General features: G+C 49.8%; 7 protein-coding genes. 5 read left to right on the forward strand and 2 right to left on the reverse strand.

The window, feature by feature from the left end; translation table 11 throughout:
* Positions 1-5 precede the first annotated feature (5 nt).
* A complete protein-coding gene (locus tag PsAD26_RS16440) occupies positions 6-8,303 on the reverse strand; it encodes a non-ribosomal peptide synthetase (protein ID WP_063311326.1) in 8,298 nt (2,765 codons plus the stop codon).
* A 217-nt stretch (positions 8,304-8,520) separates the two neighbouring features.
* On the opposite strand from PsAD26_RS16440, the gene PsAD26_RS16445 reads away from it, so the two are divergent.
* Genes PsAD26_RS16445 through PsAD26_RS16465 form a run of 5 tightly spaced genes read left to right on the forward strand, consistent with a single transcriptional unit; the run spans position 8,521 to position 13,085 of the window.
* Complete coding sequence (locus tag PsAD26_RS16445) at positions 8,521-9,762, forward strand: MFS transporter (protein ID WP_063311327.1); 1,242 nt, start codon at positions 8,521-8,523, stop codon at positions 9,760-9,762.
* A 34-nt stretch (positions 9,763-9,796) separates the two neighbouring features.
* Positions 9,797-10,843, forward strand: coding sequence for a GSCFA domain-containing protein (locus tag PsAD26_RS16450; RefSeq protein ID WP_063311328.1), 1,047 nt, complete (start codon positions 9,797-9,799; stop codon positions 10,841-10,843).
* On the forward strand, positions 10,812-11,525 hold the full coding sequence (locus tag PsAD26_RS16455; protein WP_063311329.1) for a hypothetical protein: 714 nt from the start codon (positions 10,812-10,814) through the stop codon (positions 11,523-11,525). Before PsAD26_RS16450 ends, PsAD26_RS16455 begins: the two co-directional genes overlap by 32 nt.
* Positions 11,512-12,144 carry a hypothetical protein gene (locus PsAD26_RS16460; RefSeq protein ID WP_063311330.1) on the forward strand — a complete coding sequence of 211 codons (633 nt, stop codon included), beginning with the start codon at positions 11,512-11,514 and terminating at the stop codon, positions 12,142-12,144. The genes PsAD26_RS16455 and PsAD26_RS16460 overlap by 14 nt, the downstream gene beginning before the upstream one ends.
* Positions 12,145-12,173: 29 nt before the next feature.
* Positions 12,174-13,085 (forward strand): TauD/TfdA family dioxygenase, encoded by a 912-nt coding sequence (locus PsAD26_RS16465; RefSeq protein ID WP_063311331.1) that lies wholly within the window; start codon positions 12,174-12,176, stop codon positions 13,083-13,085.
* 291 nt (positions 13,086-13,376) lie between these two features.
* Here the strand turns inward: PsAD26_RS16465 and PsAD26_RS16470 are convergent, their stop codons facing one another.
* Positions 13,377-14,294, reverse strand: coding sequence for a hypothetical protein (locus PsAD26_RS16470; RefSeq protein ID WP_063311332.1), 918 nt, complete (start codon positions 14,292-14,294; stop codon positions 13,377-13,379).
* Between the last annotated feature and the right edge of the window lie 221 nt (positions 14,295-14,515).

Raw genomic sequence — 14,515 nt, forward strand, 5'->3', positions numbered from 1 at the left:
CTGCGTCAGGAAAATTCTTCAGCTGCTTCCAGCTCTTCAAAAATGTAGTCGAGGGTTTGCTCGATGGTGGGACGCTCAAAGAAGATGCGAAGAGGCACCTCCACCCCCAATGCGTCTTGCATGCGAGCCGTAATGCGAGTGGCTCGGAGGGAATGCCCGCCAATTTCAAAGAAGTTGTCACGGATGCCGACGCGGTCCAGTTGCAGAACCTCTGCCCAGATACGTGCTAGCTCCTCCTCCAATGGCGTCTCAGGAGCCACGTAATCGCGAACCGGTTGAATGCTGTCTGCGTTCGGTATGGGAAGTTGGCTGCGGTCAATTTTGCCATTAGATGTTAAGGGCAAGTCATTCAGCTGCATATAAAGCGCTGGAACCATGTAATCCGGTAGCTGATTGGCCAGGGCACCGCGCATAGCAACCGTGTCGAGGGCCGCTGCATTTTGCTCCATGCAGACATAGGCAACCAATTGAGACGACCCCGCCTGATCGTCATGAGCGACCACAACAGCATTCAAGGTGCCATCAAGCTTGGTCAGAGCGTGTTCAATTTCACCGGGCTCAATGCGATAACCACGCACTTTGATCTGGAAGTCGTCTCTGCCCAGATACTCAATTGTGCCGTCTTCCAGATAACGCCCCACATCTCCGGTTTGATAGAGCCGTTCCCCAGCCTTGAATGGGCTCGGAACAAAGCGCTCCGCTGTTAGCTCTGGACGGTTTAGGTACCCGTTGGCAACTCCGGGGCCTGCCACATAGAGATCACCTGCAACACCAGCAGGGACGAGGTCCAGATGGTGATCCAAAATGTACATCTTCATACCTGCGATGGGCTGTCCAATAGGGACAACAAGCGGGTACTCAGCGCGGTGATCCAACCTTTGCCTGGTGCAGTAGACACTTGCTTCTGTGGGCCCATAAAGGTTTTGCAAATGTACTGACCCCAGAGCCTTGAAACAGCGTTCCGCAAGCCGAGAGGGGAATGCTTCACCGCCGCAAAGGATTGATCGCAAGCTTGTGCAAGTGCTGACGTTTTCACATGAAAGGAAAAAGTCCAACAACGAAGGGACAAACTGACAAACAGTGATCTGTTGTTCCGCAATCAGCTCAACCAGATAATTGCCTTCAAGCAAGCGCGAGCGGTCTGCGACAACAACAGTTGCGCCACACGAAAGGCTGGCAAACACCTCCACTACTGAAATGTCAAAGGTGAGAGACGTCGACAGCAGAACTTTGTCTTCCCGGGCGAAACTGCCTTCCTGCAGGAACCAGGAAATGAGATTAGCGGGGCCTTTATGGGGCACCACAACACCTTTGGGTTTGCCCGTTGTGCCAGAGGTATAAATCACATAGGCAGTGTCTTCACTGGAGACTGGTGCATTGAGGCTCCCGTCGTCGAGACTTTGCCACGGTGGTACCGATTGACCCAAATCGACCAGCTCTGCTGGAGGATTGATTTCACTCAGCCCTGAAAGGCTTGCAGTGTCGCAAAGCACCATTACAGGGGTACTGTCCTCAATCAGATACGCAATGCGTTCTGATGGATAAGTGGGATCGATTGGAACGTACGCCCCACCAGCTTTTAAGATAGCAAGCAGCGCAACAACAGCATGCGCTGAGTTTTGCAGACACACCGCAACGCGACTTTGGCTGGAAACGCCTTGAGTAACTAAATATCTGGCAAGCTGATTGGCCTGACTGTTTAGTTGGCCATATGTGAGTTGCGCTCCTTCGCCGACCACCGCAACTCGCGTTCCATGATCTGCTGCCACAGTTTCAAACGCGCTGTGAAGCGTGGTTGAAACCTCTTCAAACTCCATGCCCTCTGCAAACCTAAGGAGTTTGCTTGTCTGGTCTGTATCCAGCTGTACCAGTTGATGTGCAGGCGTCTGTTCTGCCTTTGAATGCACCTGAAGAAGGCGTCGTAAGCATCCAAGCGTCATGTTTAAAAGTGCAGAAGCATAACTGCCATGTGGAGCCTGGCTCTGGACTTTGAAGGATGTGCCTAAGTCATCAACGGTCAGGTTGAAGGGGTAGCTTGTGCCATAATGACCATCCAGATAAGTCGCGCCCGGCAAGTCACGGTGCGAGGAACCTTGTGAACCATCGGACATGAGCTGGGCGTGACGAAAGTTCACCAGTGAAGAGATGAGCGGAGTTGTGCGATCCACTCCGCTGGCCTCAATCGCATCAGCAAGTGACGCATACTCATGACCCATCAGGTCAAGAAGTGTCTGGTGGACGGTGAGAAGGGCGCTCTTCCAGTCCTGATCACTCAGGTGGACACGCAAGGGCAGGGTGTTGATGAACGGCCCCAAAATTCGCTCGGCATTCTCAAGCCCCTGTAACCGGCCAAGAAGCACGGTGGCAAAGCAAACGTCGTCCTGCCCGGAACATTTTGCCATGACCAGTGCCCAAACGAAGTGAAAGATCGATGCCGTGCTTATGCCGAGTTGACTGGCAACTTCTCTCAGACCCGATGTCAGCGCGGTATCTGTATGCGCTGTTTCTGTATCAAGGTCAGCGCCATGAACATGATCAACAAAGAGACCGAAAGGTTTGTTTGGAGCCTCAAAACCTCTGAACAGCTCATTGAAGAAGCTGTGTGCGTCTCCTTTCGTGCTCTCTTCTTGCTGAAAAGCGACATATTCCTTGAACTGCGTTGGCTTCGCTAGTCGGTTGCCATCCCCCATCATGAAAGCTTTGACCTCAGCATTGAGCTGTTTGAGTGAGGTGTTGTCATCGATGATGTGGTGAAAGAGCTTGAGGGCCAACCAGCGTTTGTTGCTGGCGTCGTAGCAGGAATAAACCCGGAGGATGGATGGCTCTTGCAAATTAACTTTCGTGGTGCGCGGGCCAAAATGCGCCTGAAGCCTTTCTGCAATATCTCCGGACCCTTCCAGGGCGTCAACATCCAGCTCAACAGTCTTCAGGTTTACGGTTTTCAGAACAACTTGATGCGGTTTTTCTAACCCTTCAGAGATAAACACAGTACGCAGAATGTCGTGACGATCCATCACCTTTTGCAAGGCTGCTGTATAGTCCTGTAAGGCCTGAGAAGTCTCAAAGGCCATCAGGCTCCAGAGCAGATAAGGATCCCCTTCCTCCGAGAGCTGATGATGGAAGTAAATACCTTCCTGCAGAGGCGTAAGGGGATAGATATCTTCTGCGTTCTCAAAGCCACCAGGCAATGACGACGTAAGATGTTTGATCTGTGTTTGCGAAAGACCGGAGAGTGACATCGCGCTACCACTTCTGGAGGCGCTTGACTTCGAACTCTTCGGTTCAACGGGTTGAATGCGTTGTGCCAGATCCTTCAGTATTGGCCATCGCAGAACATCCACCGCCGCCAGCAGAAAGCCTTTTGCGCGCATGGCAGCTTGTACCCGCGCGGCCAAAAGTGAATGCCCTCCGAGTTCAAAGAAGCTATCGAGGCGGCTTACTTTTTCTAACTGAAGAATGTCTGCCCACACGTTCGCAAGCAGTTCTTCATGCTCACCTTTAGGGCTCACGAATGCTCTGTTCTTGGTGTAAGTCGGCTTATGTTTATCGAGTGCGTTCCGGTCCAGTTTCCCATTGGAGGTTAACGGCAGCGCATCCAGTTCAATAAATGCTGCAGGTACCATGTAGGCTGGCAGAAGACCTGCTGCAAAGGACTGCAATGTGGAGCTGTCCAGGTCAGTATTTTCGGAAGTTGAGACATAGTAGGCCACCAGCATGGCATCGCTGGTCGCTTGGTTTTGGCATGTCACGACCACGTGTTGAAGGGCCTCATGCGTTGAAAGAGCAGCTTCAATCTCACCCAGTTCGATTCTATATCCGCGAACTTTAACCTGACTATCGTTGCGACCCAGATAGAGCAGGGTGCCATCTGCTTCATACCTCGCCAGATCGCCTGTTTTGTATAGGCGGTCATCTGTTGAGAATGGGCTCTCAATGAAGCGTTCTGCATTCAACTCCGGGCGATTTAAGTAGCCGCGTGCAACGCCCGCACCACCCACATAGAGTTCACCCACCGCGCCAAAGGGCACGGGTTCAAGGTGCTCATCTAGCAGATAAAGGCTTAAGTCATTAAGCTGACGACCGATCGGACTCCCTTCCGAATATCTATCAATACTCTCGGGTGTTAGCTCTGTGTAGGTAACGTGAACGGTGGTCTCTGTGATGCCGTACATGTTCACCATCTTGCAAGCTGTGTTGCTCGGATGAGCAAACCAGTCAGAGAGCATCGAAGGAGATAGAGCCTCACCTCCAAATACAACGGTTCTGATGGCGTGAGGTCTACTTGTGTCCGCTTGTGCTGACATGAAACTGCGGAAAGCAGAGGGTGTTTGGCTGAGAATGGTTACGCCTTGATCGCAGCACATGGAGTAGAATTGTGCAGGATCATGCCGGATGTCTTCCGGCACAATTGCGACGGAGCCACCGGTAGAAAGCGCGCCCCATATTTCCCAAACAGAGAAGTCGAAGGCGTAGGAGTGGAAGAAAGACCAGACATCCGATGATGAAAACTGGAAACTAGGCTCACATGTGTCGATCAACCGGGCAATCTGCTGATGTTCGATTTGTACGCCCTTGGGCTGCCCAGTGGAGCCTGACGTGTAGATGACATAGGCGAGAGCCTGCCCGCTGACTGGTTCAAGCTTGCTCTCATCGGCAGCAGTTTCTGCAGCAGCATGCGCAAGCGCCTCAAAAATGTGAAGCGTGTCCTGCCCCATCAAATTCTCGAATGAGTGGTGTGACGCATGAGAGCACAAGATCAAATCAGGTGCGCTATCCTCAATGATAAACGCCTTCCTTGCTTCCGGCAGTGAAGGGTCAATCGGAAGATAAGCACCACCTGCTTTCCAGATAGCCAGCAAAGCAACAATAAGATCTGAGCTGCGTTCCATACAAACGCCAACCAGCTTTTCTTTTCCCACACCGAGTACACGAAGTTGGCCTGCCAGAAGTGAGGCCTGACGATTGAGCTCGCCATGGGAGAGGGTCGTTTCTCCGTGAAGGATCGCAGGAGATGTTGGTTGAGATTTGGCCAATTGCTCGATCCTGTTTGCAACAGGAACCGGCCCGATTTCTGGAATTGGCTGTGCTTGCGCTCCCATCGCAAGCAGTTGCTCTTGCTCACTTAAGCAAACAGAACTGAAATCCTCAATGGAACACTCAGGCTCAGACAGGCAGTTCTCCAATAATGCAAAAAAGTTGGCCTGCATGCGTTCAATTGTTTCGAGCTGAAACAAGTCCGTTGCATAGTTCCATAAGAGAGTGAGGGCCGGTGTATCGACCTCATTCGATGAGCGCGGCAGTATGACGACTTCGATGTCGAATTTTGCAGAGTTGTTGCTGTAGGCCTCATAGAGTGAGAGGCTCAGATCATCGCGTGAAAGCTCTGGAATCTTTGAGTTATGATAGCTAAATCCCACTTGGAAGATGGGGTTTCTGGAGAGATCACGCTCCGGCTGCAACTCGCGTACGACGCGTTCGAACGGAACTTCTTCATTCTCATAAGCGCTGGATAGGGTGTTTCTCAGATGCTCAAGGTATCCAGTAAATCGTGGGTTTTCGGAAAGATCAGATCGTATGGCGACGCTGTTCACGAACATACCCAACATATGCTCTGAAGCGCTTGTTTTTCGGTTGGCGACCGCACTGCCCGTAAGCAAATCTTTCTGTCCCGTATAGCGTGAGAGCAGGAGATGAAATACTCCCAACAACACGGTGTAATCAGTGTGACCGCTCTTGTCGCAGAACTCGTTTAGTTTTTGGAGGAGCATCCCTTTGAGTTCCAGACGCGACTGTTTGCCTTTGAAAGACATTGTTTCAGGCCGCGGGGCATCTGTTGGAAGAGCAAGAGTGAAACTGGCCTCTGAAAGTTGATCCTTCCAATAAGTAAGTTGCTTTTCATAGGTACGTTCTGCATCGGCACTTTGTTGCCATCCCACATAATGGCGATATTGAGCTGGAACGGGAGGCAGAGAGACCTCCTCTCCATGTGCAAAGGCACCATAAGCCTCCAGAAATTCTGAGAGGAAAATGTTCGCGCTCCAGCCATCATGAACAAGGTGATGTTCTATGTGTAGGAGAGCCGATGTCTCATCGTTTAACTTGAACAGAACCCAGCGAGCGAGTGGCAATTGGCTGGTGTCGAAAGACCTTGAGACTTCATAATTTACAGCTTGCCAGAGTTCGAGACTATCCATTGGAGCATCTAGCACCACCTGATCCAGACGGGCAGGGACGGGATCATGAGCTCTTTGATAGGCTTTGCCTGTTGCGTCCTCATGAAAAGTGCTGCGAAAAATCTCATGTCGTTGAACAATCAGATCCAGAGCGCTCTGCAGGGCCGATACATCGATATCTCCCTCAATACGGATCAGGCATTGAGCGTTGTAGGCAAGAGAGTCTGGTGTGAGCTTCTCCAGCAAGCACACCCCGTTTTGCTGATGAGAAACAGGGAATGTGTCACTTTCAATACTGTAGGTATTTAAGGGCTTTTCTGGCTTTTCAGAACCTTCTCCTGTTTGGATCGTCTCTGCTAGTTCACGGAGTGTTTTGCCCGTAAACACGTCCTTTAATGAGAGAATGTTGCCGTACTCTTCCCGGCATCGTGTAAGAAACTGCACGGCATCCAGTGAGGAGCCTCCGAGAGTTTGCAGCGTGTCGCCACAAAAGACTGGATTTACATCCAGCACTTCTTTCCAAAAGCCTGCGAGTGACAGCTCTGTATTTGTTCGTGGCAGCTCTTGGGAGGACCCGCCGCGCGCACTCCTGTCCGGCGCAGGAAGTGCCTTGCTATCTACCTTCCCATTGATTGTTAACGGGAACTCATCAAGACGCACAAACGCGTTTGGCGTCATGTAGTCAGGCAGAAATGCGCGGAGTTTGGTCTTTAACTGCTGAATGCCAGGGGTGATTTCGCCGGCGCGAACAGTGAAGTAAGCAATGATTTCATGATCTTTTGATCGCGATGATGAGACGACCACATGAGCATGTTCAATGCCTTCAAGAGCAGAGAGGTTTCTCTCTATTTCCTGAAGTTCTATCCGATGGCCTCGTACTTTGACTTGGGCATCCAGACGGCCTAGAAACTCCAGTGTTCCATCTGCAAGACGTCGTACTCGGTCGCCAGTGTTGTAAAGTCTTTCAGTCGTAACCCCAGGAACTGGTCGAAACATTTCATTGGTGAGATCACGACGGTTTTTATATCCACGCGCCAGTGCGCGCCCTCCTAGCCAGAGAGTTCCGTCTTCACCATCTCGAACTTGTTTTAGGTCTGTATCCAGAATGTAGACGTCCACATTGGCAATTGGCCTGCCAATTGGAACCGTACTGGCTGACATGTTCTTACTGCTGCATTTGTGTAGGGTCGCCCAAACTGTGTTTTCGGTTGGTCCGTAAGCATTTATAAGATTAACATGATCAGACCATTGCTCCATGATCGTCCATGGCATTGCTTCGCCAGCAACCACTAATGTCTCTAAACTTGGGTAGTCCGATGGATCCATTCGACTGACAAGAGATGGTGGCAGCGTCAGATGAGAAATAGCTCTTTCTCGAACAATTTCCCTCAGCGCATCTCCAGCAAGCAATGTTTCATTGGGAGTGAAATGTAACTCTGCACCGCTGCACAAGGCCATCAGAATTTCAAATATGGATGCGTCGAAGCCTAGGGATGCGAACTGAAGAACGTGCGCATTCCAGTCTAAGTCAAAAAGGCGTAATTGTTCTTCAGCAAGATTTATCAATCCGCGATGCTCGACCATCACACCTTTAGGTTGGCCAGTAGAGCCTGACGTGTAGATGATGTAAGCGAGCTGATCTTGGCTGATCACCTGATCTTCAAAGGTGTCGGATCCTGATGGATTTAATCTGGAGTAGTTTACGATCTTGGTTGAGCGCGAAACATTAGCAACGAGTCCCTCAACGAAAGCTTCTGTCTCGTCGGTGCAAATCAAAACGGTGGCTTCACTGTCCTGAATCATAAACTCAAGGCGTTTGTGAGGGTGTTTGCTATCCAGTGGGACATAAACACCGCCCGCCTTAAGGATAGCGAGAAAGGCAATAATTGCGTCGGGGCCGCGAGGGATACACACTCCAACAGCAACTTCCGGCTCGATGCCTTTAGATTGCAACAGGCCAGCAAGTCGGTTTGCAGAAGAGACCATGTCGCCATAGCTGAGCGTTGCTGCTTGTCCAACCAAAGCCGTTTTATTGGCCTGGATCCTTGCAACTTGCTCTATTCGGGTCACGATATTTTCGTGCTCCGTTGCGCGTATTGAAACTACGTTGGAAAGATTAAACTCACCCATATAACAACTACCAATGATTGAGTAATTGAATAAAATTTTACATTACTGAGGGTAAATAGTGTTAAAGCTCAGTACATAATTGGTATGGATTGAGTGAAGGTAAGTAAACATGAAAATAATTCACCAAAGCCTCGGGTATTGATTTTTTAATTGCCCAATCATTCTTTCTAATATATCACAAAGTCAAGTTTTAATTTAATATCAGGTTGTTTTGTTCATGTCTGAAACTCGTGGGCGGGAAACGTTTCTGCGTCAATTCCGGATGCTTCCGAAGTCTGCGAAAACAATCCTGATCGGTACTTTTTGCGCGCGCTTTGCTTCTTTCATGATCTGGCCCTTCTTCGCAGTGCTCATGGCACGGCGATTTGGAACTTCAATTGCTGAGCTCGGCGTGATTTTTTCCATTTCGGCATTTGCAGCAATTTTAACATCGCCAATAAGCGGAGTTGTTGCAGACAAACTGAACCGCCAGGCAATCATGCTGCTAAGCACGCTGGTGATTATGGGGCTCTATTGCTTACTCGGGCTCTGGAGCAGTGAACCGGTGTATTTTGCAGTCATCATCGCGATGTCTGTTGCAAATGGAGCCTTGGAGCCGCTTTTGCGCTCTGCCTTGGGAGACTGTGCAGCAAAAGAAGAGGACCGCCCGTTACTGTTCCATTTGCGGTACTATCTGGTCAACATTGCAGGGGCGCTGGGGCCTCTCTGCGGAGTGTGGTTTGCTAGTAATAACTCAAACCTGGCTTTTCTTGCTGGCGCAATAACTTATGCCATCTTAGCGGCCTGTATTTTAGCCAGCGTCACGCGGACTATCATTGAAACAAACAGAGAAGAGGAAGTCCCGATTCCGAGATTGCTGAAGGTAGCTTTAACGGATCGTCTTTTCATGACACTGTTTGTCTCCAACTTCTTTCTCGTCATCCTGTATGCACAAATGGATGAGCCTCTCACGTTTTTCCTATTGTTCCTTGAGACGGCAAACATCAATGGGATCATTGCGTCGATAAACGTGACCAACACAAGCGTTGTTCTGATCGTCCACCTGTTCTTGATGAAATGGCTTATCACGCTTGAAGAGCAGAAAGCTGTTTTGGTTGCGTTCTTCTTCCTGATGCTCGGACTATTGGTCGTTGCCTTTAACAGGGCGGAGATGATGGAGCTGTGGCTTGTCGCGATAGCACTGGCGACACTCGCAGAAATTATCGCCATGCCTCTGTTCGCGACTGTTGTTGACCGAATGGCGCCGGTCCGTCTGAGGAACAGTTACATGGGGCTCTACATGCTGTCCAATGCGGGAGCCGCAGCCGTTCCTTTTGTTGCTGCACTCGTGATTGAACGCTTCGGCGGCGGACCATTGTTCCTGGCCTCTGCGATGCTGTGCCTACCCGTGGCTTACGTGAGCTTCAGGTTATTAAGTGCCACCGAAGTCAAAGAAAAAGTTGCTGAGGAGGTCGCATGATATCTAGTTTGCATCATGTGAGGAGAGGTGTGAAATGAACCCATACAGTTCTTTACCTCCCAATAAATTTTGGCGCCCCTCCGTTGCTGAAAAAGACTATTTTTCAATCTCAGAGGTTTGGAAGCCAAAGTTTCAGATCTCCAAAGATGCCGCGATCATTACCGCTGGATCTTGTTTTTCTCAGAACATGGGCAAAGAGCTGCAGCGCAGAGGAATGAACTGGCTAAATGCTGAAACGGCACCAGACGAGTTCAGTGCAAAAGAAACGCATGAGCTGAATTATGGTGTTTTCTCATTCCGGACTGGGAACATCTACACCGCTCGTTTACTGCTGCAATGGCTCAAGTGGGCGTTTGAGGAAACCGCGCCCTCTAAAGAAGTTTGGAACGACGGAGAGCGCTATTTTGATCCGTTTCGGCCCAATATAACGCCAGTTGGTTTCGATAGCCCGCAAGCAATGAGGGCATCGCGTGAGGTCACCTTAGAAGCAATCCGCCAAGCCGTTTCTTCCGCTGATGTGTTCGTGTTCACCATGGGGTTGACTGAGGCTTGGTTAAACACTGTAACGGATGTAGTTTATCCGATGTGTCCCGGAACCGTGCAAGGCCGGTTCGATGAACGTTTGCATAAGGCAAATAACTTTACGTTTGGCGAGATTCACTCTGACTTTCAGGAGTGCATTGATCTCTTGGGGCGATACAATCCGCGTTTGCGTTTGGTTTTTACAGTTTCGCCTGTTCCGGTCACTGCGACCTTCACACAGCACCACGTACTGACAGCCTCTACTTACACCAAGTCTGTTCTGCGCGCTGTCGCCGGTCAGTTGGAAGCAAGCAATGAAAACGTTGAGTACTTTCCATCTTATGAGTTGGTTGCATCTCCTCCCATGAATGGCGTGTTCTACAATCCAAACAAGCGCACAATCACGCCAACTGGGGTGCGCTTTGTAATGAACCACTTCTTTAACGGCATTTATCTCAGGGATCAGACGCAACACAAAACTGCTGAAGAAGGTACCCGATCATCACTGCCGTTTGAGGATATCATCTGTGAAGAAGAACTGCTCGACTACTACAAATGATCCGCAGTTCTTGCTGCTTGGAGATTCTCATGCCGGTGCAATCGGACGCGCTGCCAAAGAAACTGGTGTTCAGTTCGTTGGCGGGCCAATGGGAGCAGGGCGGGAGTTCACTGCTCCTTTTGTGGACTGGGATGCTGAGAAGCTAACATTTCGCAGCAGCTACGCTGATGAAATGTACCAGAGCTTTCTGGAGGAGTTGAATGCCAGCTCTTTGCTGGAAGTGAAACTGCCGCTTCTTTGCACGTTCGGCTTCGCGCCGCACTTCTATGCGACCTCTGAGAACTGGGAGATATACCGGGAAGCGGATCACACGCTTTCCCCATCCTTTCTTGAGAGTCAGCTGTTTCACGACCTTATCTGCGTTATGGCACAAGGTGCCTTGGGTTTTTATCGGTCGCTTATTGAGAAAGGTGTTGAAATTACTGCCGTCCTTCCCCCTCAAAAAATACCTGAAACCGCAGACCCCAACGTATTTTACGCAGCACAAGAGGTGCTGATTGTAGAAGCAAATTGTATGGGCCTGAAGATTCTGGATGTTCGCCAGGGCACTGTTGGCAAAAATGGCCTGCAACTCGATGACTATTCGCAGGAAAATGACCCGATCCATGGGAACGTAGCATTTGGTCAGGTCCTGCTAGATGCATTCACCAGCCAGAGGACGACAGATCATGTCACAGCCTGATTTGAAGCGAGCACAGCTGGAGTCTGCCTTGGCAGCATGTATAACCTCTCTTTCTCGTGATGAGGCAGGTCAACGACTTCATAAATATATGGCTGAGATTGCTTTGCCTCTGGGATTAGAAGCCGCTCAGATGCGAGGGGAAGACTCACAAGAGTTAGAAAACCTCCAGAACATGCATGGCAAAGCTACGGTGGGGGAGAGCATATCCCTTGAGCACTGGCTCAACGCGGCAGAGAACGCCTTTGTCGTTCTATTTCGCTTAGCGTTCATTGCCGAGAAAACCTACCGCGTTTCTCATGCGAGTGCTCTTGAGTTTGCGGCTGGCAATCAGGACATGATTGAGAAAGAGTTTGGCTCTTCGGAGGCATATGCTGATTACTATGGGACCTTGAACAGCGAAGCCAACACACGGGCCTTTGCACGTGCAAATGCGCAGGTTCATTCAAAGATTGCCGCCCGACTGTTTGCCTTTGAAAGTCCTCAGGGGTTGGACAAGGTTGCTTTACTCAGCCTTTTAAAAGCCTTCGCATACGCTTTTGCCGCCGCTCATGCATTTGGTGAGTTGGAAGTGCGGTACTGCGAGGGTCTCCAGCAGCTCACTCTTACGCCAGTAATCTGATTTTATTTGTTTTCCGGGGAGGAAACGTCATGCATCCGAACGCATTGAAAGCCATTGAACGCATCGCATCAGAACCTCGCGAGGCCTATCACCATATACAAGTTGGTCGCCTCACGCCGGTTATTGGAGCCGAAATTTGTGGTGTAGATCTTTCCGAAGAAGCTTCCAAAGAACAGTACGATGAGATCTACCGTGCGTTTCTGGAAAACCATGTTCTGGTATTTCGCAATCAGACACTGACAAAGGAACAGCAGAAAGAATTTGCCCGGAAGTTTGGAAAACTACGGGCGCTCCCATTAAGCGATATTGATGGTGATGACCCGGAGATTGTCTTAATCCGTGCGAGTGAAAAGTCTCGTTTTGTGGCCGGAGAAGTCTGGCATACGGATGGCACAGCTGACCCGGCGCCTTCACTCGGCTCAATGCTGTATATGCACGAAACGCCTGAGATCGGGTGTGGTGGAGACACACTTTTTGCAAACATGCATCTCGCCTATGAAATGTTATCTCCTGCAATGAAGGAGTTTCTGCTAGGCCTGACAGCCATTCATGATGGCGCCGTACCCTGGAAAGGCTTCACTCCGCCTGAAGGGCTTCCCAAAACAGAACATCCAATTGTAGTGAAACATCCTGATACCGGCAGACCAATGCTTTTCGTAAACTCAGGTTTCACAACTTACATTCCTGATCTTTCTGAGGACGAGAGTACGGCCATTTTGAACATGCTCTTCCAATTTGTTGAACGTGAGCAAGCCCTGAACTGCCGCATCCGTTGGGAGCCAGGTACATTGGTTTTCTGGGATAATCGGTGCACGCAGCACCGCGCAGTCTGGGACTATTATCCTTACTCCAGATTTGGTGAGCGTGTTACTGTTCTTGGTACACAACCGATGGCGGCTGAAGTTAATCGAACTCAGAAAGAGGCAGAGTTGGTGGAGTAACTTGTATAAGAATGTGTGAGGTGGGAGTTCGAGGTTGCTCAATATTTTGTTGCAACCAAGCAGAGGTGTCGGGTGGGGCGCAATGCAGGAATGTCATGATAGGTAGGGGGTTACACCTTGCCGCAGCGCTCTGGCCCTGACGAACGTAGACCTCAATTATCGAAGGATGACCGGGCCAGAAGGTAAGGAGCTCCGCTGAAGGAGCTTCCGAGGACCATGAGCCTGCCAAGTGTGCAGGTCACGCTTTAGCACGACGCCAGCGAGAAGCCATTTCCAATCCATAGTCGATACTTATGCTTGCACCTTAACGCCATAGATCTTTTTTGACGCATAGTATTCGCTTGGTTGCACGTCACTAGAAGTGATTTTTTGGTGTGATACTTTAAGCTTTACCGCCAGATACAGATTGCTTCCCACGGTATCCGAGATTTTCTCAAGGTCATCCGTCGAGCAGTAAGTGGCAACCCCAATGTGCGGGCCAAACTCTCTCAACCGAGCTGGAAACCACTCTTCATACCAGAACTTCCAATGAGCAACTGGCTCATGATCAAAGATGAATGAAACTTTGTTATCCATAGGCTCGAGAGTGTGCGTTCTATCTTCAATCTTGAAGTTGGGTTCAGCAAGATCTCGCATGTACAGCTCGGCTTGCCAGCGCCCAAGCCCTTTAGGAATTGCTTTTTTGACCAAGCCTCTCGCGTTGCCTCTGTTTGCATCCTCAAAGAGTGTCTCTAATTCTCGCTGATTAAGGTCATTTTCCGTCGCGACTACAACGCAATCTAAATCCGCCTCAATACCGTGCTTGCCTGTAAGAATAGGGCCACTCGCAAACAGAGGTACTTCATGCGAACAGGACCATCCGTTTAAAAAGTGTTGCAAGCTAGCTCCATTCAGCTTTGCTTCTGATGAATGCATGTCTTCAAAGCTAGGCCAGAAATCTGGTCGCTTTCCAGGGTTTACACCTGACAGCGGTTTACCAAAAGGCAGAGCAGGTGTGATGTATTCAATCATGCTAGTGCTATCTAGAATACCGACCGAGATACAGTAACCGATTGTTCGAAGATACGCCGAGATAATTGCAGTTTCACAGTTCCAAGACAATGAACAACTTAAGTTATTGAAGCTGTAATACTTTTCGCTAATGAATTCGTTATGATTGAAGAAACGGAACTGTTCACGATTGGTAATGATTTCCCATTCAGCTGCCATTCGAAGATCTAGCCTAAGCCCAAAATCGCGAGACAACTTACGTGTACGCAGCTCCCAAATTAGGGGGACACCGTTTTTTGATCGCTCCATCCTCTGTCCGTCGTCGAATGAAGTTAGACAGAATTAGCTTCTGAATAGCGGCGTGTTTGGCCCGGTTTGCATGTTGATGTTAAGCGGCTTGCGCGTGGTAACGCAAGCGGCGATTTTGAAGAGTTCTCCCT

It is taken from the genome of Pseudovibrio sp. Ad26 (genome assembly GCF_001623285.1).
In the GTDB taxonomy this organism is placed as follows: domain Bacteria; phylum Pseudomonadota; class Alphaproteobacteria; order Rhizobiales; family Stappiaceae; genus Pseudovibrio; species Pseudovibrio ascidiaceicola.